At 67.9% G+C, this 19093-nt stretch carries 18 protein-coding genes; 7 read left to right on the plus strand and 11 right to left on the minus strand.

The annotated features are described in order from the left end of the window. Window positions 1-82: 82 nt before the first annotated feature. From ASC91_RS29610 to ASC91_RS19755, 3 genes are all read right to left on the minus strand, one after another. Window positions 83-868: a PEP-CTERM sorting domain-containing protein gene (locus ASC91_RS29610; RefSeq protein ID WP_162247825.1), complete on the minus strand. Its 786-nt coding sequence runs from the start codon at window positions 866-868 to the stop codon at window positions 83-85. A 178-nt stretch (window positions 869-1046) separates the two neighbouring features. Further along, a complete protein-coding gene (locus ASC91_RS19750; protein WP_056200675.1) occupies window positions 1047-2045 on the minus strand; it encodes a substrate-binding domain-containing protein in 999 nt (332 codons plus the stop codon). 145 nt (window positions 2046-2190) lie between these two features. After that, window positions 2191-3057, minus strand: a complete 867-nt coding sequence (locus ASC91_RS19755) for a 23S rRNA (adenine(2030)-N(6))-methyltransferase RlmJ (RefSeq protein WP_056200679.1) — start codon at window positions 3055-3057, stop codon at window positions 2191-2193. A 102-nt stretch (window positions 3058-3159) separates the two neighbouring features. On the opposite strand from ASC91_RS19755, the gene ASC91_RS19760 reads away from it, so the two are divergent. After that, on the plus strand, window positions 3160-4242 hold the full coding sequence (locus tag ASC91_RS19760) for an alkene reductase (RefSeq protein ID WP_056200682.1): 1083 nt from the start codon (window positions 3160-3162) through the stop codon (window positions 4240-4242). Between the two features lie 79 nt (window positions 4243-4321). Here the strand turns inward: ASC91_RS19760 and ASC91_RS19765 are convergent, their stop codons facing one another. Continuing rightward, window positions 4322-5452 (minus strand): hypothetical protein, encoded by a 1131-nt coding sequence (locus tag ASC91_RS19765; protein WP_056200684.1) that lies wholly within the window; start codon window positions 5450-5452, stop codon window positions 4322-4324. Beyond that, window positions 5452-6018, minus strand: a complete 567-nt coding sequence (locus ASC91_RS19770; protein WP_056201318.1) for an MOSC domain-containing protein — start codon at window positions 6016-6018, stop codon at window positions 5452-5454. Before ASC91_RS19770 ends, ASC91_RS19765 begins: the two co-directional genes overlap by 1 nt. Before the next feature lie 94 nt (window positions 6019-6112). Here ASC91_RS19770 and ASC91_RS19775 point away from each other — a divergent pair, with 94 nt between their 5' ends. Both ASC91_RS19775 and ASC91_RS19780 read left to right on the plus strand, forming a co-directional pair. Beyond that, entirely contained in the window at window positions 6113-7363 is a 1251-nt protein-coding gene (locus tag ASC91_RS19775; protein ID WP_082532833.1) for a cation:proton antiporter, read from the plus strand. Continuing rightward, window positions 7360-8478, plus strand: coding sequence for a YbdK family carboxylate-amine ligase (locus ASC91_RS19780; protein ID WP_056200690.1), 1119 nt, complete (start codon window positions 7360-7362; stop codon window positions 8476-8478). The genes ASC91_RS19775 and ASC91_RS19780 overlap by 4 nt, the downstream gene beginning before the upstream one ends. Before the next feature lie 61 nt (window positions 8479-8539). Here the strand turns inward: ASC91_RS19780 and ASC91_RS19785 are convergent, their stop codons facing one another. Beyond that, window positions 8540-10390 carry a serine hydrolase gene (locus ASC91_RS19785; protein WP_056200693.1) on the minus strand — a complete coding sequence of 617 codons (1851 nt, stop codon included), beginning with the start codon at window positions 10388-10390 and terminating at the stop codon, window positions 8540-8542. A gap of 112 nt (window positions 10391-10502) precedes the next feature. Here ASC91_RS19785 and ASC91_RS19790 point away from each other — a divergent pair, with 112 nt between their 5' ends. Both ASC91_RS19790 and ASC91_RS19795 read left to right on the plus strand, forming a co-directional pair. After that, window positions 10503-11681, plus strand: a complete 1179-nt coding sequence (locus ASC91_RS19790; protein ID WP_056200696.1) for an MFS transporter — start codon at window positions 10503-10505, stop codon at window positions 11679-11681. A 242-nt stretch (window positions 11682-11923) separates the two neighbouring features. After that, window positions 11924-13810 (plus strand): phosphoenolpyruvate carboxykinase (GTP), encoded by a 1887-nt coding sequence (locus tag ASC91_RS19795; protein ID WP_056200699.1) that lies wholly within the window; start codon window positions 11924-11926, stop codon window positions 13808-13810. A 49-nt stretch (window positions 13811-13859) separates the two neighbouring features. Here the strand turns inward: ASC91_RS19795 and ASC91_RS19800 are convergent, their stop codons facing one another. Continuing rightward, window positions 13860-14078 (minus strand): hypothetical protein, encoded by a 219-nt coding sequence (locus ASC91_RS19800; RefSeq protein ID WP_056200702.1) that lies wholly within the window; start codon window positions 14076-14078, stop codon window positions 13860-13862. 98 nt (window positions 14079-14176) lie between these two features. After that, window positions 14177-15913: a hypothetical protein gene (locus ASC91_RS19805; protein ID WP_200955312.1), complete on the minus strand. Its 1737-nt coding sequence runs from the start codon at window positions 15911-15913 to the stop codon at window positions 14177-14179. Between the two features lie 158 nt (window positions 15914-16071). Here ASC91_RS19805 and ASC91_RS19810 point away from each other — a divergent pair, with 158 nt between their 5' ends. Further along, entirely contained in the window at window positions 16072-16362 is a 291-nt protein-coding gene (locus ASC91_RS19810) for a hypothetical protein (RefSeq protein ID WP_235532035.1), read from the plus strand. Here the strand turns inward: ASC91_RS19810 and ASC91_RS19815 are convergent. From ASC91_RS19815 to ASC91_RS19825, 3 genes are read right to left on the minus strand one after another with little or no spacing between them, the layout of a single operon-like run. Beyond that, window positions 16359-16904, minus strand: a complete 546-nt coding sequence (locus ASC91_RS19815) for a DUF924 family protein (RefSeq protein ID WP_056200704.1) — start codon at window positions 16902-16904, stop codon at window positions 16359-16361. The genes ASC91_RS19810 and ASC91_RS19815 overlap by 4 nt on opposite strands. Beyond that, window positions 16901-17119, minus strand: a complete 219-nt coding sequence (locus ASC91_RS19820) for a hypothetical protein (RefSeq protein WP_056200707.1) — start codon at window positions 17117-17119, stop codon at window positions 16901-16903. Before ASC91_RS19820 ends, ASC91_RS19815 begins: the two co-directional genes overlap by 4 nt. A gap of 39 nt (window positions 17120-17158) precedes the next feature. Next, complete coding sequence (locus tag ASC91_RS19825) at window positions 17159-18046, minus strand: hypothetical protein (RefSeq protein ID WP_056200709.1); 888 nt, start codon at window positions 18044-18046, stop codon at window positions 17159-17161. A gap of 145 nt (window positions 18047-18191) precedes the next feature. Between ASC91_RS19825 and ASC91_RS19830 the strand changes: the two genes are divergently transcribed. Then, window positions 18192-19091, plus strand: coding sequence for a MoxR family ATPase (locus ASC91_RS19830; RefSeq protein ID WP_235532036.1), 900 nt, complete (start codon window positions 18192-18194; stop codon window positions 19089-19091). The last annotated feature ends 2 nt before the right edge of the window (window positions 19092-19093 follow it).

Raw genomic sequence — 19093 nt, forward strand, 5'->3', positions numbered from 1 at the left:
GTGTCCTCCGCTCAGTTCTGAAATGCCGGCGAGCTCGGCACCGCAACGGCCAATGAAGCAGCAACTTGGGGACGCGCCGAGCTCACTGCCGTTGCCGAATCACCAGCAAGCCCATCAGGCAAGCGCCACAAAAAAGCATTGACGTTGTGCCGGGTTCAGGAACTGGCGCCGCTTGCTGTTCAGCGTTCGCAAACATGGTTGTGTAAATGGTCTCCTCGCGCGACCACCCGTTTACAAACGTCACCGAGAGCGTCCTAGCTTCGGAAAAGGAAAAGGAGCCGCCTTCCTCGTCTATTGACTTTTGCAAGACATCTGCCACAGGAAAATTTATCAGGGTCGAGACGTTGATGTATGCGGTGGCGAGAACCGTGTTGTGAAAGGTCTGGACGCCGGCAACTCCGGAGTTCGCTTGGAGTTTGGCATCCGCCGTAATTTCTAGTTTCGTGTTAGGCGACAGCGTGAATATCGAGTACGCCAACGCGTTCGCACCTGTCTCGTTAGGAGAATATGCACCTCCGCTGGCGCCAAGGGAAGACGACACGTGGCTTTCAAAACTGAGGCTGGCTAGACTGCTTGTATCGATCCGGAATTCCCCAGTTTGACCTTCGCTGATCAAGTTCCTTGAAAAGCTTGCCAAGGGCGCTTGAGTGCTCGCGGTAAGCTGGTCCGTCATGCCAGTGGGCGTAGTTGCCCAAAGCTTTCCGACCAGCTGGCCGCCAGCCAAAGTTATATACGGCGCGATACCGTCGCCAGGATTGAGGTCGACCAGTGTGAAGTGGAAATTGCTCAATGAGGCGCTTACCTGGACGTCTGCTCTGCACGTTAACGCAGCAAACATGACACCGCAGGCCGCGAGTATTTTGTTCATTTGAAGCTCCATTCAGCACCGGTAGTGGTGCTGTCGGACATTAGCGAGCTTTGGCTACCAGACGTACCCCTAGGGCGAGCCGGTCAAGCGAACTGGTGCGGGCACCGGTCGGGACGCGGCTGGCGCTGTCGGCCAGTGCCGAACGCGCCGGCATCATCCGGACCGAGGTCGTGCTGGACTAAGTACTGCGAACGACCAGTTCGGTCGGCATGATCTCGCTGGCGGCGGCCTGGCCGCCGATCAGGTCCAGCACCTTGCGCGCCAGCAGCACGCCGCCGTGATGCCAGTCCTGGCGCACGCTGGTCAGCGGCGGCGCAAAGCTCTGGGCGGCGGGCGAGTCGTCATAGCCGATCACCGAGACCGCATCAGGCACGGCCAGGCCGGCATCGGTGAAGGCGCGCACAGCGCCCATGGCGAGCAGGTCGCTGGCGGCGAACAGACCGTCGGGCGCCTTGCCGCCTCGACCCAGGTTGGCGAGATGGGCCTGCACGGCCGTGAAGCCGGCACCGAAGGTGAAGGCCGCCGGCGTCAACGTCTGGGTCTTGAGCCCGGCCTTCTTCAGCGCCTTGGCGAAGCCCTGCTGGCGGTCGCGGATCTCGGCATGGCGCACGTCACCGAGGAAGAGCAGCTCGCGCCGCTGCAGTGTGATGAGGCGCTCGGCCGCACAAGCGCCGCCATGGGCGTTGTCGCCGCCGACCACGACCGAGTCGCCGCGGCCATGCTCGGCTCCCCACACCACCATCGGCAGGCCCATCGCCGCAGCCGACTTCACCGCCGAGCCGTTGGCGCCCTGGCCCAGCAGGATGAGGCCGTCGGCGGACGCCGCCATGCCCTGGCCGGGGCTTTGCAGGGCCGACAGCAGCACGCTGTAGCCGCGCGAGGTCAGCTCCTGGGTGATGCCGCCGAGCAGCTGCAGCGGGTAGGCGTCGGTCATGGGACGGTCGGTGTCGGGCTGCATCTCCAGCATGACGGCGACCATGTGGCTGCGGCGCAGCCGCAGGTTGCGCGCATGGTGGTTGAAGCGGTAGCCGGCGGCTTCCGCCAGCGTCTTGATGCGCTCGCGCGTGGCCGGCGTGACCGAGGGGCTGTCGCGCAGCGCGCGCGAAACCGTGATCGTGGAGACGCCGGCCAGAGCGGCGATCTGCTCCATCGTGACGGGCTTGGACTCCGTCGTCATTGGTGCACCCTTCGGCCTACGGCCTTGCCTGGCCGACAGCGCGTCCAGGCGTTCGCCAGGCATGGGATGCCCACTGGGCATCCCAAGTCCGGGCTCACTCCCGCCAGGCGGGAGCGAGCTTGCTTGGGGCGGCCCGGCGCGGCGCTCATGCCACTTTCTGTTCCAGCACGTAGTTCGCGCCGTCGTACTGGCCCAGTCGCTCGACGAGCACCGGCAGGCATTCGGCCAGTTCGTCGTGCAGCGTGAACGGCGGGTTGGCGATGAACATGCCGCTGCCCAGCATGCCCAGGCCTTTGCCGTCCGGGCGGTCGGCGGGTTCGGCCACGGTCAGCCGCACATGCAGCCAACCCTTCTTGGCGGCGGCGTCGGCGCTGCCCTTCAGGCGCGCCGCGAGCTGGCTCGATTCGAGCAGCTGCAGCTGCGGGTACCAGATCATGATGACCGTGTCGGCGGCCCGCTCCAGCGCCTCGCGCAACGCCGAAAGCACCTTGCCGTAGTCGCTCTTGATCTCGTAGGACGGGTCCATCAGCAACGCGGCGCGGCGGGTGGGCGAGGGCAGCTCGGCCTTGATGGCGGCAAAGCCGTCGGTGTCGCGCACCTGCGTCTGCGCGCGGCCGTCGAGGTAGCTGGCCAGGATGCGGTGGTCGGTCGAGTGCAGCTCGTAGACGCGCAGCCGGTCGGTCTCGCGCATCAGCATGTTGGCGATGGCCGGCGAGCCCGGGTACTGGCGCAGCTGGCCGCCGGGGTTGAAGGCGCGCACCAGGTCGAGGTAGTCGGCCAGCGGTGCGGGCAGGTCCTTGCGGTCGTAGAGCTTGACGACGCCTTCGGCGTACTCACCCTTCTTCTGCGCATAGCGGCCTTCGACCGAGTAGCCACCGGCGCCTGCATGGGTGTCGATCAGCGTGTAGGGCTTGTCTTTCTCAGCCATGTAGCGCAGCACGCGCGTCAGCACGAGGTGCTTGAGGACGTCGGCATGGTTGCCGGCATGGAAGGCGTGGCGGTAGGCGAGCATGGCGCGATTGTCGCTAACACATCCGCCATCAACCCCACCGGGACGGGGAAAGTCGGCCCCGGCCAGACTTGCAACCATCCTTACCGGCCCTATTTCACCGCCATGCCTACCCTTTTCGACCCCATCCGCTTCGGCGACATCCAGCTGGCCAACCGCGTCGTCATGGCGCCGCTGACGCGCAACCGCGCCACCCGCCAGACCCCGCACGACCTGCATGTCGAGTACTACCGCCAGCGCGCCGGCGCCGGCCTGCTGATCACCGAGGCGACCCAGATCCGCCCCGATGGCCAGGGCTATTTCGACACGCCGGGCATCCACACGCCCGAGCAGATCGCCGCCTGGAAGCAGGTGACGGACGCCGTGCATGCTGCGGGCGGCAAGATCGTCGTGCAGCTCTGGCATGTGGGCCGCATCTCGCTGAAGAGCCTGCAGCCGGGCGGCCAGCAGCCGGTGTCGTCCACCAATCGCGCCGCCAAGACCAAGACCTATGCGGCCTATGGCGAGCTGGTGCCCACCGATGAGCCCCGCGCACTCGCCACGCATGAGATCCCGCAGCTGATCGCTGACTATGTGCAGGCCGCCAAGAACGCCATCGCCGCCGGCTTTGACGGCGTCGAGGTCCACGGCGCCAACGGCTATCTGCTCGACCAGTTCCTGCGTGACAGCGCCAACGACCGCAACGATGAATACGGCGGCTCCATCGAGAACCGCGCCCGCCTGCTGATCGAGGTCATGACGGCGGTGGCCGGCACCATCGGCGCCGGCCGCACGGCGCTGCGCCTGAGCCCGGTCACGCCGAGCAACGACATCGGCCAGGACAGCAATCCGCAGGCTCTCTTCAACTACGTGGCCAACCAGCTCGCGCCGCTGAAGCTGGCCTTCCTGGAGGTGGTGGAAGGCGCCACCGGCGGCGCACGCGACGTCGCACCCTTCGATTACGCCGAGCTGCGCCGCCGCTTCAACGGCCCCTATATCGCCAACAACGGCTACGACCGCACCATGGCCCTGGACGCCGTCGCCAGCGGCAAGGCGGACGCGGTGGCCATTGGCCGGCCCTTCATCGCCAACCCCGACCTCGTCGAGCGCATCCGCGGCGACCTGCCCTGGGCCGCGCCGCAGAAGGAGACTTTCTACGGCGGCGGTGCCGAGGGCTACACGGACTACCCGGTGCTGAAGCGCGCCTGACCCATACGCCGCCGATATGGCGGCGCGCCGGTGCCGAGCTGCGACGACGCCAATGACCTGACGGCCGGCTTCAACGCCCTCAGGACTGGAAAGCGCCGGGGTGGCGCGCCGGCCCGTTGAGGGCCTGGCTGGTGTGAGGGTGGCGGTACTCGCGCGAAGGCGCGAGCTTCATGCCGCCCCCCTCGCCGGCGTCGGCAGCCTTGCCGCGCAGTGACGAATCGGGCTTGAGTCGGTAGTCGTCGCGCGCCGCGCGCACAAACTCATCCCAGTCGGCGTGGAAGTTGGCGCGCCGCGTCCAATGCCCCTCGGCCGCGAGCTGGGGGCCGCCGACGAGCAGGTTGTTGGCCAGCACGACCTCGGCCTGCGGCGGCGTCACGCGCAACCAGATGCCGCCGCTGGGCAGTTGGTCCACCAGCGTGTTGTTGACGAGGTAGAGGGCCTGCTTCTCCCATTTCGCACCCTCGACGCCGAAGGAAATGACGTGCGGGTTCTCCGTCATCGAGCTCTGCATGATGAGGTTGCCCATGACGACGGCAACGCCGCCATTGGGGAACTCCAGCTCATAGCTCGCGCGGCCACCGATCTCGTCGGACAGGCGGTTGTAGAGGATGTGGTTGAGGGCCGCGCGGCTCTTCAGCAGATGGCCGTGCAGGCCGTGGTGGAAGTAGCTGCCGGTCACGGCCAGGCGCTTGATGGCGCCGACGTAGAGGTTGTGCGTCTTGCCCTCGCGCGGCAGGATGGGGCCGAAGTCGCAGTCGGCGATGTCGAGCTCGATGGCCTCATCGTTGGCGGTCAGCACGCCGTTCTCGTTGTCGCTGAAGGTGCAGTCCACCAGCGTCAGTGAACCGGCCTCGACACGGATGCCGGCGCCGTTGCGATCGGGCACCGCGGCGCCGGTGAAATCGAAGCCTTCGATGCGCTGGCGCCGGCCGGTCGTCACGAACAGGCCCTTGCCCTGCGCGTGGGCGCCGGCCGCGACCAGCTTCACGCGGCCGCCGACGGCACGCAGCGTCAGCCCGTGCTGGGGCCAAGTGGCGACATCGGCCACGTACTCGCCCGCATCGACCTCGACGAGCATGCCGTCACGCGCTTGGCGGGCCGCGGCGGCCAGCGACTTGACGGCGCGCCTGGGTCCGACCTGCAGCACCGGGCCGGCATAGGCGGCAACGGGCGCCAACCCTGCCACGGCCAACAGCAGCCGGCGCCGCATTAGCCCTTCTTCTTCATTTTTGCCTTGAAGAGCTCGACGATGCCCACCTCGCGTGGGCCTGCGATCAGCTCGAAGCTCTCGCCGGCCGTGATCGAGCCCTCCCGCTTCACGGCGAGGTAGAAACCGCAGTAGCCGCTCTGCGCCATCAGCTTGGCGGCCTGGTTGAAGCCCATGTGCGCGTTGAACTTGAAGCAGGGGTAGCGCGGCTCGGACACGACGAGCTCGCAGTCCGGGAAGCTCAGCACATCGCCGATCCAGACCCTGCTTTCCAGCAGGCCCGTCAACGTCAGGTTCTCGCCGCAATCCCCCGGCTGCAGCGCGCCTTCCACCTTGGCCTGGCCGCGCACCGTCTGCCAGAAAGCGTAGTGCTCCTGGGGGTAGGCATAGACGGCCTTGCTCAAGCCGCCGTGCACGCTCAGGTCGGCCTGCTCGTCGCCGTCCAGGCCCAGGGGCCGGACATCGACGGGCCCCTGGCAGTGGCGCTTGCGAATGGCCGAATCCAGTACCTGGCCCGAGGTCGCAACAAAGTGTTCGACGCGGGCGGTGTTCACGCTGACGACTTGCATGGCGGCCATTGTCCAGGAGGCTTTCGGCATGTCGGCCTACAAGGGCGCGCCGACCGTGCGTCTAGGCTTCGGCCAAAACTTTTAGGGAGAGCCTATGAATGCACTAGACACCGGCGCGCGGGTCTGGGCCGGCTTGGCCGTTCCTCCGTCCAGCGCGCTGATGTTCGTCGTTGGCGTGCTGCTGGCCGGCGCTCTGGCCGGCGAATTCATCGCCGCGACGACGCGGCTGCCGCGCGTGGTCGGCTACACATTGGCAGGCTGCGTGGCCGCTGCCTTCGGCCACGGCGTTGCGATGCCGCTGGCCGGCGCGGCCCAGACTGTGACCGACCTGGCCCTGGGCCTGCTGTTGTTCGAGATCGGCAGCCGCGTGCACCTGCGCTGGCTGGTCCGCAACCCTGGCCTGGCGCTGACCAGCCTGGCCGAAGCCCTGCTCAGTGCGCTGGCGGTGGCCTTCGTACTGCGCCTGTTCGACCTCAGCTGGCAGACGGCCATCGCCTGCGCCATCCTGGCCATGCCGGCGCCCGCCGCCGTGTCGGGGCGCGTCGCGATGGAATTGGGGGCTGCGGGTCAAGTCACGCAGCGGGCTTCGTTGCTGACGGCCTTGAACACGCTGTACGCCGTTGTCGCGCTGATCCTGATGCGCACCTGGTGGGCGGCCGACGACGGCGGCAGCCTGTCGCAGGCGCTCGCTGGCCTGGCGATCTCGCTGCTGACGACACTGGGGCTGGCCGCGCTGCTGGCGGGCGCCGTCTACCTCGTCGCGCGGCGACTGGACCTGCGCAACGAGAGCGCCGTGCTGCTGCTGTTCGGCCTGGTCGCCTTCGCCATCGTCGCCGCGCGCGCCATCGGCGTGTCGACGCTGCTGATGCCGCTGCTGGCGGGCCTGCTGCTGCGCAACACCAGCGACCGGCCCTGGGTCTGGCCGCGTCACTTCGGCACCTCGGGCGGGGCGCTGGTGCTGATGCTCTTCGTCATCGTCGGCTCGGCCTGGTCGCCCAAGATCCTCGTCGCCGGCGGCTTCGCCGCGCTGGCGCTGCTGGCAGCCCGCTTCATCGCCAAGACCGTGGCCATCGTGGCGCTGGCGCCCATGGCCAAGGCCAGTTGGCGCCAGGGCCTGGCGCTATCGATCACGATGACGCCGCTGTCCGCGACCGCCCTGGTCATGCTCAGCGAGCTGATGCGCGCCGAGCCTGAACTGGCCGCTGGCGCCGTGCCCATCATCCTGGCCAGCATCGCCGTGCTGGAGCTGATCGGCCCCATCGCCGTGCAGTTCGCGCTGCGCCTGGCCGGGGAACTGCCGCCCGCGCCCAAGCGCGTCCCACGCAACAAGGAGGCCGTTGAATGAGCCTGGGTGATTTCTCCAAATCGCAGCCGCTCACCCTCGGTGTCGAGCTCGAACTGCAGATCGTCAACAGCGACGACTACGACCTCGCGCCTGTCTCGGGTGACCTGATGCGGCTGATGGAAAAGCGCAGCATCCCGGGCGACGTGAAGCCCGAGATCACCAGCAGCATGATCGAGCTGGCCACCGGCGTCTGCACGGGCTTCGGCCAGGTGCTGTCGGAGCTGGGCCAGATCCGCGACGCGCTGGTGGACTGTGCCGAAAAGCTGGACGTGAGTCTGTGCGGCGGCGGCACCCACCCCTTCCAGCACTGGAAGCGCCAGCGCATCTTCGAGACGCCGCGCTTTCATGAGCTGTCGTCGCTGTACGGCTACCTGTCCAAGCAGTTCACCATCTTCGGCCAGCATGTCCACATCGGCTGCCCGAGCGCCGACGAAGCCCTGGTGCTGCTGCACGGCATGAGCCGCTTCATCCCCCACCTGATCGCGCTGGCAGCATCGTCTCCGTTTGTGCAGGGCGAGGACACCGGCTTCGATTCGGCACGCCTGAACTCGGTCTTCGCCTTCCCGCTGTCGGGCCGTGCGCCGTTCGTGCAAACCTGGACCGACTTCGAGGCCTACTTCGCCAAGATGACCCGCACCGGCGTTGTCTCGGGCATGAAGGACTTCTACTGGGACATCCGCCCCAAGCCCGAGTTCGGCACCATCGAAGTCCGCGTGCTTGACACGCCGCTGACCATCGAGAAGGCGGCGGCCCTGGCCGGCTTCATCCAGTGCCTGGCGCGCTGGATCACGGTGGAGAAACCGTTCAAGCTCAGCGAAGACGATTACCTGCCCTACACCTTCAACCGCTTCCAGGCCTGCCGCTTCGGCCTGGACGGCACCTTCGTCGATCCCGAGACCGGTGACCACCGCGTGCTGCGCGACGACCTGATCCATGTGCTGACCAAGCTGGACACCCACGCCGGTGACCTGCACGCGGAAGCCGCGCTGCAATACATGCGCCGCGAGATCAACGGCATTGGCAACGATGCATCCTGGCTGCGGCGCGTCGAGGCCGAGAACCACCTGTTGCCCGAAGTGGTGAGGCGGGCGGCCAAACGCTGGCACGGCAGCTGAAGCGGTCACCAGCTGGCCGCGGACCCATAGGCAGCCCACGGCCGCGAAGTGCTCGAAGTGCTCACGGCACCTGCACGACCGCCAGGCTGTCCTCGACCAACAGCTTGCTGCCCCACCCCGGGCCGAAGACGCCGGCGCCGATGCGGTATCGGCCCTTCTCCTTCGGCGCCCAGGTGAAGCGGAACGTCCGGGTTTGCAAGGTGTCCAGCTTCTGGTCGGCGAAGAATTGCTGCCCGACCTTGTTGCCGGCCTCGTCCTTGACCTCGAAATTGACAACGACCGCGTGGGCTGGCCCGCCCCGGTTGGCGACGACGAGGTCAAAGGCCGCTTCGTCGCCCGGCGCCAACGCGGCCTGCACGGGTTGCACCGACAGCGCGAGCAGGGGCGGCGGCGCGGTCTGCGGCGCGGCGGGCCGGCGTGCGGACAGCCACTCCCGGAGCTTGCTCGTGATCAGTTCCGGCTCGGTATCGATGTTGGACAACACGACGACCGTCACGTCTTCGTCGGGAAACATCTCGAACCGATTCGTCGCGCCCGGCGCGCCGCCGCCGTGCCAGACGACGCGGCGGCCGTTGTACCGCTCGACATGGGCCCCGTAGCCGTATTCGACGCCATCAGGCTGCTCGGTCACACCGGTCCAGAACTGCTCGACCAGGTCGCGCCTCAACAGGCGGCCGCGATACAGCGCGTCGGCGAAGCGGGCCATGTCGCCGACCGTGGCGAAAGCCATGTTGGCCGGAGACCCGATCAAGGGCAGGCGCGCGGTGCTCGGCGCCTTGCCGCCGGACGGCGCATCCTCGTGGGCCGTTGCCACGCGATGCCTGCCGTCGGTGGGAGAACAGAAGCAGCTGTCGCGCATGCCGGCCGCATTGAACACATGCCGCTGCACGTAGTCGCGATAGGGCTCGCCCGACACCCGCTCGATGATGGCACCCAGCAGGACATAGCCCGCATTGCTGTAGCTGAATTGCTGGCCTGGGGGAGAGGCCAGCGGGGCGCCGATGAAGGAGGCCGTCATCTCGGCCACGCCACGCGCGGTGCGCGGAGGTTCCAAACCCTTCTCGATGGCTTCCCGTGCGCCGACCATGCCGGACGTGTGCGACAGCAGGTGGTGCACCGTCACCTGCCGTCCCAGCTCGGTGTCGGCCAGCTCGGGCAACAGCTTGCCGACCGGGTCCGACAGCCGGACCTTGCCCGCCTGCACCAGCTGGCCCACGCCGACGGCCGTGAACATCTTGGTGATCGAGGCCAGGTTGAAGCGCGTGCGCAGCACGTTGCGGGCATGGGCATCCCGATCCGCATCACCCACGGCCCGCGCGTAAAGCGTGCGCCCGCCGCCTTGCACGAGCACGGCGCCCGAGAACCGGTCGCTCGCAGCGAGAAAGTCGATGAGCCCATCCAGCCGTGCGCGCCAATGCCGCCCGTCCAGCCCGGCCTCGGCCAGTTCCGGCGGCGCGTTGGCCGAGCCGATTCCCAAGGCGACGATCTTGTGGGGTGGTGCCGGCTCGGAGAATTCCGGCGGCTTGGCGGCGGTAAAGACCGACAGGCGGTACCAGGCAGACGTCGCCAAGCCTTGCGCCAGGGCTTCGATCCCGATGGCGCTCGACCGCTCGACGCGACGCAGCGCCAGGCCGCCTGTCATCGCATGCAGGCGCCGCAGATCCTGGACCTGTCCCGCGGCGAACTGGCGGTCTCGTTCGGCGGCGTCGAAGCTGTCGGCGACCAGCGCCTGCAACGCAATGGCGTCACCGCTATTGAGCACGTTCAGGAGGGTGCCGAGCCGCTCCCCGGGGGCGGTTTGCGGCAGCGGCGGCGAGACGCTTGCCGGCGTTCGGGAGGCATCCGCCGCGTTGGCGACCAGCGGCGCGACCAGCAGCATCAGCAGCGCGAGCGCAGACGGAACAGGCTTCATCGTTTCTCCAGAGCGCGACGGCAGGCGAAGATGCCGCTGAATCAGTGCGTCATGCCTCAGTATTCCCCAGCACAGCTGGCAACATGGCGGCCGCTCCTGCTGCCATTCCCTCATGATCGACACCCCCGCCCGCACCCGCTGGGCCATCGTTCTGCTGCTGTGCGCCTGCGGCGTGCTGGCCGGCGGCCAGTTCGCCAAGATTTCCATCGAGTTCACGCGGCTGCAGGCGGTCTACAACGCCTCGCCCGCCGGCATGGGCTTGCTGCTGTCGACCGTCGGCGTGGTGGGCCTGCTGTGCGGCGTCGTGGCGGGTTGGCTCGCGCCGCGGGTGGGCTATCGCCGCCTGCTGCTGATCGGCCTGAGCGGCGGCGCCTTGCTGTCGGCTCTGCAAGCGTTGCTGCCGCCTTTCGGCCTGTTCTGGGCCAGCCGTGTGCCCGAAGGCGCGGCCCATCTGGCCATCATGGTAGCCACGCCGACGCTGCTGATCCACGCCTGCGCGCCGCCACACCGCACCGCCGTCATGGGCCTGTGGGCCACGGTGGTGGGCCTGGCCTTCGCCGTGCTGGCCGGGCTGGATCGCCTGCTGCCCCAGGGCCTGGCGCCGCGCGAGGCCCTCGCAGGGCATGCAATGTTGCTGGCCCTGGCGGCGCTGGCGGTGCGGCTGTGGGTGGCCGACGTCCGTGCGGCGCCCGTGCCGGTCATGGCGGGCGCGCGAGCCGGTGTGCTGGCCCTGCACCGTGAGGTCTATGCCGACCTGCGCACCGCGCTGCCCGGCCTGGCGTTCTTCTTCTATGCCTTCCCGACGATCGCGCTGATCACCTTCGTGCCCCGCTTCAGCGGCCAGGGTCAGGGCGGTTTTCACACGGTGCTGCCGCTGATGGCCACGGCGGGCACGCTGGCGGCAGGATGGGCCGCGCGGCGCTTCGAGGGCGGCTTGAAGCTGGTGCGCCTGGCGTACCTGGCTTTTGGCGCCGCGGCACTGGCGCTGACCGGAGCGGCGCTCGTGGGCGCACCCACCGAGGCGCTGGCACTGCTGACGTTGACCTGCGCCGGCCTGGGCGGCGGCGCCGCGTCCACATTGATCCCGCAGCTCAACCCCACCCCGGCCCAGCAGGCTCGCGCTTCCGGCGTGCTGGTGCAACTGGGCAACCTGGGCTCGGTCAGTGGCCCGCCGCTGTTCGCGGCGCTGGCGGATCGCTTCGGCCTGGTGGGCCTGGCCGGCCTTGCTGCTTTGACGGCCACCGTGGCGTTGCTGGTGCTGGGGCGGCTGGGTACGCGACTCGAGGGCTGACGACCCAGGAAGTTGCGTCAAGTTTCACGCACTCTTCGCGCAAACCCTAGCCCCACTTCGCCACCGCCGTGAGCTGCGCGGCCGCGCTGGCATGGTGTTATTCCTGTTTTGCATGACCCCCACCGATCCCGGTGGTTACGGCGTGATTACATTGGATTCGACAATCCACCTCCTCAGGTTCGGTGTGCTTGGGCCAGCTCGCCAGCTGCCCCAAACACATTCCCATGATTGGAGCTTTCGCCATGAACCAACCCGCCATGCAGGGGCTGCGGCTGAACCTGCCCGCCTATGTCAAAAACGCCCGGCTGATTGCCTGGGTGGCCGAGATCGCCGCCCTCACGGAGGCCGCCGACGTCTATTGGTGCGACGGCAGCGCCGACGAATACCAGCGGCTGTGCGATCAGCTCGTCGCCGCCGGTACCTTCAAGAAACTCAACCCCGCGCTGCGCCCTGGCAGCTACCTGGCCAACTCCGACCCCAGCGACGTCGCCCGCGTCGAGGACCGCACCTTCATCTGCTCCGCGAAGAAGGAAGACGCCGGCCCGACCAACAACTGGATGGCCCCAGCCGAGATGCGCAGTTTGCTGCAGACCGGTCAAGCTGACGGAACCCCGGCCCTCTTCAAGGGCTGTATGCGCGGCCGCACGCTCTATGTGGTGCCCTTCAGCATGGGGCCGCTGGGCAGCCCGATCGCCCACATCGGCGTGGAACTGAGCGACAGCCCCTACGTCGCAGTCAACATGCGCACCATGACGCGCATGGGCCGCGCCGTCATCGAGCTGCTGGGCACGGATGGCGACTTCGTGCCTTGCGTGCACACCGTGGGCGCACCGCTGGCAGAAGGCCAGGCCGATGTGAGCTGGCCCTGCAACAAGACCAAGTACATCGTCCATTTCCCTGAAACGCGCGAGATCTGGAGCTATGGCTCGGGTTACGGCGGCAACGCGCTGCTGGGCAAGAAGTGCTTCGCGCTGCGTATCGCGTCCACCATGGGCCGCGACCAAGGCTGGCTGGCCGAGCACATGCTGGTGCTGGGCGTGGAGAACCCGCAAGGCAAGAAGTACCACGTCGCAGCCGCCTTCCCGAGCGCCTGCGGCAAGACCAACTTCGCCATGCTGATCCCGCCCGCCGCCTTCGACGGCTGGAAGATCACCACCATCGGCGACGACATCGCCTGGATCAAGCCGGGCGCCGATGGCCGCCTGTACGCGATCAACCCCGAGGCCGGCTATTTCGGTGTCGCCCCGGGCACCAACTCGCATACCAACCCCAACTGCATGGACAGCCTGGAGCGCGACGTGATCTTCACGAACGTGGCGCTGACCGACGACGGCGACGTCTGGTGGGAAGGCATGACGGACACACCGCCCGCCCACGCCATCGACTGGCAGGGCAAGGACTGGACGCCCGCGATCGCCAAGGAAACCGGCGCCAAGGCCGCTCACCCGAACGCCCGCTTCACCGTGGCGGCGACCAACAACCCGGCGCTGGACGCCAACTGGGACAACCCCGCCGGTGTCGCCATCGACGCCTTCATCTTCGGCGGCCGCCGCTCCACCACGGTGCCGCTGGTGACCGAGGCCCGCGACTGGACCGAGGGCGTCTACATGGCCGCGACCATGGGCAGCGAGACCACCGCCGCCGCCGCCGGCCAGCAGGGCATCGTGCGCCGCGACCCTTTCGCCATGCTGCCCTTCATGGGCTACAACATGGCCGACTACTTCCAGCACTGGCTGGACCTGGGCGCCAAGCTTGAAGCCTCGGGCGCCAAGCTGCCCGCCATCTACTGCGTCAACTGGTTCCGCAAGGGTGCCGACGGCAAGTTCGTCTGGCCCGGCTACGGCGAGAACATGCGCGTGCTGAAGTGGATGCTGGACCGCCTGGAAGGCACTGGCGGCGGCCAGGAGCATGTGTTTGGCGTGACGCCCGGCTACACCGACCTGAACTGGGATGGCCTGGACTTCTCGCCGGAGAAGTTCGACACCGTCACCCGCATCGACGCGGCCGAATGGCAGGCCGAGATGAAGCTGCACGACGAACTGTTCGCCCAACTCGCCTTCCACCTGCCCGCCGCGCTGCCGGCCGTCAAGGCGCGCATCGAAGAGCGCCTCGCGAAAGAGGCGGGCTGACCGTTTCTCTTCGGCAGCATCAGCATGGGCGCCTTCGGGCGCCCGTTTTTTATCGCCGGCTGCCGAACACCAGCAGCAAGCCGCCGATGGCGATGGCGCCCACGCCCAGCCATACCGGCACATTGACCGTTTCCTTCTCCTTGGCCGAGACCTCCAGCGAGCCGAGCTTCACGACGGTCTTGTCCTTGGTGTAGCTGAAGCCGCCCATCGCGAGGCTGGCCGCGCCGATGACGAGCAGCAGGATGGCAATGATCTTGGTGGCACCCATGGCGCTCTCCTTGGTTTGAGATGGGCCCAGGCTAAGGTCGGCAGCATGTGACAAACAGTGTCCGACAGCGCGATGCACTGTCGGACGATGCCGACACCTCAGGGATAGTCCTTCAGCGTCGCCGTATTGCTGCCGCCCTTGCAGCGCGCCGGGTCGCCCGCGTCGTTGATGACGCGCTCGATGCTGCCCTTGTCCACCAGGCAGACGGTGATCATGTGGCGCAAGCGCACGCCGGGCGCTTTTGTTGGATTTGGCACCTCGAAGGCGCGGTCCAGCACAACGTCGGGCTTCAGGAAGACGCTGTAGGCGCCCAGGCCCCAGGCCTCGTGGCGTGTCACCGTGTCGACCACCTTGTACGCCGCGTAGCCACGACCGGTCGGGCTCGTCCACTGGCTTTGCGTCGGCGGGTCGTAGGGGATCTCGGACTGGTAGAAGTAGACGCGCCCGCCATTGCCCTGCCAGACGACTTGCTCCTTCTGGAAGTGCTCGACAAAAAGGCCATAGATGGTCACGTCCTTGCCGTTGACCCACAGGCCGTGGGCGGACGGGTTGCTGGTCCAGCCGACACCCTCGCCATGGTCAGCGCGCCAGATCCAGGTGTGGTCGACCAGGGTGTCATGGGCGTTGATGCGCAAGGCCGTGTCCACCTGCCCGGCCGCCGCGCCGCCGATGCGGAAGAACAGGTCGTGCAGCACGATGGGGTCGGCTTTGTGACGCTTCCTTGAGCCGGCCGGCGCCACCTCCATCAGCACGCCAGAGTCCTGCTTGCCGGCGTCGAGGAACAGGCCCGCGATCGTCAGCCCGTCCATGTCCGCCGTCTTCACCAGCGGCTGGCCGTTGTCCGAGCGCAGCGTCGGGAAGCCGATGCCCAGCACCACCGTGCCGGAACGCTTCACCTGCAGCGTCTGCGTCAACAGGTACTCACCCGGCGTGAACAGCAGGTGCTTGCCGGCGGCCAGCTGGGCGTTCAGCGTCGCCGCTGTGTCGCCGGGTTTGGCGATGAAGAACTGGCCGATGGGCAGCGTCTTGCCGGGCGCCACGGCGCCATTCGCCCACGAGATGCCCGCGCTGTCGCGCCGCAAGGCAGGCACTCGCACGGCGTACTGCCCCTTGGCATCGATGAAGAGCCAGGGCTTCTCGCGCACCAGCGGCGTCTTCGCAATCTTGGTGAAGCGCTGGCCCGGCGTCGGAAATTCGCCGTCGGGTGCGCCAGCCACGCCGACGAAAACCATGTTCCAGTTCGAACCCGTCCAGCGGCCCCACTGGCTGTTGCGCGAGATCCATTGCTGCTGCGTGGCCGAGTTGACCTGGCCATCCACCAGCACGTCCGAGAACCAGCCGCCGCTGGCCCAGCCCTTGTTCTGGTTCAGGCGGATGTTGCCGCGCACATGCATGCGCCGGAACGGGATGGCCTGAGACACAGCCCATTGCATGGTGTTGTCGCCGATGCCCAGCGTCGGCGTCACCGAGAAGTTCTCGGCACCGCGCCAGAAGTTCTGCGTCGCGTTGTCGCCATCCAGGAAGGCCGTTGAGCGCAGGTCGCCGATGACGTGGACGTCGTCGGGATGCTCGCCCAGGCCCAGCACATGCGTGTAGAAGCCCACCGGAATGCGCAAGTCCTGGTAGGTGCCCGGCTTGAGCAGGACGGCGTCGCGGCGCGGGCCGAAATGGTTGGGCTGCTGGGCGGCGTAGATGCCGTCGATCAGCGCCTGCAGGCCCGGCGTCGCCGGGTCGACGACATGCACGTTGGGGCCGAAGTCCGGCACCTCAGCCGCCAGAGCCGGAGCCGCCAACCCCACGGCCAGCACGGCCACCATCGCTCGCTTGCACTGCATGTCTCTTCCTCGCCAGGTCTCTGGTTGTTGATGATTGGAATCGGTTCCACTTCCCGTATTGGATCATGTCCAGGCCACCTGGTCTTCCGGGTTGCTGAGGCGGCAGGCGGCGCACAATGGCGGCACTTGAGCAGCCTGCAACCAGGCGAGGAGGCCAGATGAGCCAGGGCTTCGGTCACGAATTGCCGTCACGGCACAACCAGCAGGAGCACCGCCAGGTGTCCCGCTACCTGATCGTCATCGCGTCAAGCGGCGGCCCGGTCGCCAAGCTCTTTCTGGACAGCCGTGAGCAGGTCGGCGAATTCGATGCCAGCACCGAAGAGGTCGCCGTCATGACGCGCAACGCGTCGTCGTCGACGGGCGCTTCGGGCCCCGAATGGAACAAGGCCCTCGCCGGCCACAGCGCCGAGGAGCGCGCGGCCGCGACGGTCTATCTGCTCGACGTCTAGAAGCTCGATCCCGGCTGCTTCAGGAAGGCTTCTTCCTCGGCCGTCGACGCGCGGCCAAGGATGGTGTTGCGGTGCGGGTAGCGCCCGAAACGGTCGATGATGGCCTTGTGCTTGAGCTCGAAGTCGTGCGTGCCTTGCGGCGCGCGTTCCTTCATCAGCGGCTCGCCCGCCGCGTGGATGGCGGCGGATTCGCTGTGCATATAGGGCATGAAGAGGAAGGCGCGCTGCTCGACCGGCAGGGCCAGGTCGGCACCGGCAGCGACGGCCTCCTGCGCCAGCGCGAGGGCCAGCGGATCGGCCGCGAAGGCGCCGGGCGTGCCGCGGTGGATGTTGCGGGCGAACTGGTCCAGCACGATGACCTCGGCGAGCCGACCTTCGGGCACCGCGCGCCAGGCAAAGAGTTCGCAGCGCTTGGCCTGTTCGTGCAGGGCGCCGAAGCGCGTGCGGACCTGCTCGTCGAAAGCGGTGTCCACCGTCCACCACTGCGCAGGCTTGATCTCCTGGAACCAGAAGCGAAGGATGTCGTCAGGCGTGGCCCTCATTTGCGCCCGCCAAACACCAGCAGCAAGCCGCCGACCGCAATCGCGCCCACGCCCAGCCACACCGGCAGATTGACTTCCTCCTTCTGCTTGGCCGACAGCTCCAGCGGCCCGAGCTTCACGACGGTGCTGTCCTTGGTGTAGCTGAAACCGCCAGTGGCCAGGCTGGCGGCGCCGGCGATGAGGAGGAGTACGCCGACGATCTTGGCGAAGTTCATAACAGGGCTTCCATGGGGTGAAGACCCAAGCTTAGAGCCTCACCACGCGTAGCTCGCCCCCAGCAACCCGTAGTTCACGCCTCCCTGGGGCCCGCGGCTGCGGCCGACGCCTGGCGTGACGGTCCAGCCGGCCCCCGCGGCGATGGCTGCCTTCATCTGCACGCTGCGCAGGTTGCCGCCATCGTGCAGCCGGTCCTGCATCACCTCGCCGTTCAGCGCCACGCGCTCGCTGACGCGGTAGGTGGCGCCGAGCTGGTGGCTGCGGTCCAGCGCCGCCTCGTCGCGGTTGATGGCCGTCACGCGATTGCCCAGCAGCGGCACACCGGCCAGCAGGCCGCCGCTGTTCGTCGCTTGCGTCGTGCTCGTCGTGTAGCGGTTGCGCATGACGGCGCCGTAGACGCTCAGGCGCGGCGTGACCGCCACCGCGCCGTGCACGCCCACGCCATGGCCCCGCAGGCGCTGCTCGACCGGCGTGGCCGCGCCGCCGCTTGACGCCACCGTGCCCCGCGCACGGGCGCTGCGCTTCACCGCATCGATACCGACGTTGACGCCCTCCGCCGGCCGCCAGTCCACCGCTGTAGCCAGGTCCGTCTGGCGCAGGCGCTCACCGTCGCGGCGCTGGCTGGCGTTCACACTGGCCTGCCAGGCCTTGCCGGCCACGCCACCACCGACCGCGACCTGCCGGGGCTTGACGCTGTTGCCACTGGCCAGGTCGTGGCTGCGCGACTGGCCGGCGCCCAGTTGCACCCAGGCGCGCTCACCCACGGGCAGGCTGACCGCCGCCGCCGCGCTCTGATTGCGCTGGCCATCGCGCTGCACGGCGAGGTTGACGGCGCGTTTGTCGGCATTCGGTGCCACCTCCTCGGCGTGGACCATGCCGGCCAGCATCAGGGCGGTGGCAATGAGGCAGAGTTTGGACGTGTTCATGAGCGGGCTCCGTTGGATATCGAGTGCTGCGGGACGCTTCGGTCCCTCAACCCGACAACGCCGCCCGCGGCACAAAACTTCCCCGCCCAGATGTAAGCAGGCGCAGCCCACCGCATACTTGCTCCAACTACCCATGAGGCCTGCCGTGCCCGATCCCGCTCCGGACAGCAGCATCGACGCCGTCGCCCAGGCCCTTCAGGCCCAGGCCTATCTGCCCTCGCGCGAGCTGGCGACAGCCGCCTTCCTCGCGCTGCGCCTGTCGCGGCCCTTGCTGCTGGAAGGCGCGCCGGGCACCGGCAAGACGGCCATTGCCGCGGCACTCGCCACGGCCCTCGGCCGGCCGTTGATCCGCCTGCAGTGCTACGAAGGCCTGGACCTGGCCGCGGCCGCCTACGAGTGGAACTACGCGCGGCAGATGCTGGAGATCCGCCTCGCGCAGGCACACGAACGTGAGCGCACGGCCGACGAACTCTTTGCGCGCCGCTTCCTTATCGAACGCCCGCTGCTGCAGGCGCTGACGACAACCCCGGCGCCCGTGCTGCTCATCGACGAGCTGGACCGCGCCGACGCGCCCTTCGAAGCCTTTCTGCTGGAGTTCCTGGCCGACTTCCAGATCACCATCCCCGAACTCGGCACCCTCACGGCCGCCACACCACCGCTGGTCATCCTCACCAGCAATCGCAGCCGCGAGGTCCACGACGCCGTCAAGCGCCGTTGCCTCTATCACTGGGTGGACTTTCCCGATGCCGCGCGCGAGCTCGCCATCGTCAGCGCGCGCCTGCCGCAGATCGAGCGGCGGCTCGCCGCGCAGGTCGTCGCCTTTGTGCAGGGCCTGCGCCAGCTCGACCTCTACAAGCTGCCCGGCCTGGCCGAGACGCTGGACTGGTCGCGTGCCCTGATCGAACTGAACGCCGTCAGCCTGGACCCGGCCACGGTGCAGTCGACCTTGGGCGTGCTGCTGAAATACCAGGACGACATCGCCCGCGTGCAGGGGAGCGAGGCCGCAAGGCTGCTTGCAGAACTGCGGCAGAGCGTCGAGGGCTGAGC

Source organism: Pelomonas sp. Root1237, from assembly GCF_001425055.1.
In the GTDB taxonomy this organism is placed as follows: Bacteria; Pseudomonadota; Gammaproteobacteria; order Burkholderiales; family Burkholderiaceae_C; genus Pelomonas.

Coding starts and splice junctions, on each gene's coding strand:
- ASC91_RS29610 (WP_162247825.1), bottom strand. CDS start 868: ATGAACAAAATACTCGCGGCCTGCGGTGTCATGTTTGCTGCGTTAACG.
- ASC91_RS19750 (WP_056200675.1), bottom strand. CDS start 2,045: ATGACGACGGAGTCCAAGCCCGTCACGATGGAGCAGATCGCCGCTCTG.
- ASC91_RS19755 (WP_056200679.1), bottom strand. CDS start 3,057: ATGCTCGCCTACCGCCACGCCTTCCATGCCGGCAACCATGCCGACGTC.
- ASC91_RS19760 (WP_056200682.1), top strand. CDS start 3,160: ATGCCTACCCTTTTCGACCCCATCCGCTTCGGCGACATCCAGCTGGCC.
- ASC91_RS19765 (WP_056200684.1), bottom strand. CDS start 5,452: ATGCGGCGCCGGCTGCTGTTGGCCGTGGCAGGGTTGGCGCCCGTTGCC.
- ASC91_RS19770 (WP_056201318.1), bottom strand. CDS start 6,018: ATGCAAGTCGTCAGCGTGAACACCGCCCGCGTCGAACACTTTGTTGCG.
- ASC91_RS19775 (WP_082532833.1), top strand. CDS start 6,113: ATGAATGCACTAGACACCGGCGCGCGGGTCTGGGCCGGCTTGGCCGTT.
- ASC91_RS19780 (WP_056200690.1), top strand. CDS start 7,360: ATGAGCCTGGGTGATTTCTCCAAATCGCAGCCGCTCACCCTCGGTGTC.
- ASC91_RS19785 (WP_056200693.1), bottom strand. CDS start 10,390: ATGAAGCCTGTTCCGTCTGCGCTCGCGCTGCTGATGCTGCTGGTCGCG.
- ASC91_RS19790 (WP_056200696.1), top strand. CDS start 10,503: ATGATCGACACCCCCGCCCGCACCCGCTGGGCCATCGTTCTGCTGCTG.
- ASC91_RS19795 (WP_056200699.1), top strand. CDS start 11,924: ATGAACCAACCCGCCATGCAGGGGCTGCGGCTGAACCTGCCCGCCTAT.
- ASC91_RS19800 (WP_056200702.1), bottom strand. CDS start 14,078: ATGGGTGCCACCAAGATCATTGCCATCCTGCTGCTCGTCATCGGCGCG.
- ASC91_RS19805 (WP_200955312.1), bottom strand. CDS start 15,913: ATGCAGTGCAAGCGAGCGATGGTGGCCGTGCTGGCCGTGGGGTTGGCG.
- ASC91_RS19810 (WP_235532035.1), top strand. CDS start 16,072: ATGAGCCAGGGCTTCGGTCACGAATTGCCGTCACGGCACAACCAGCAG.
- ASC91_RS19815 (WP_056200704.1), bottom strand. CDS start 16,904: ATGAGGGCCACGCCTGACGACATCCTTCGCTTCTGGTTCCAGGAGATC.
- ASC91_RS19820 (WP_056200707.1), bottom strand. CDS start 17,119: ATGAACTTCGCCAAGATCGTCGGCGTACTCCTCCTCATCGCCGGCGCC.
- ASC91_RS19825 (WP_056200709.1), bottom strand. CDS start 18,046: ATGAACACGTCCAAACTCTGCCTCATTGCCACCGCCCTGATGCTGGCC.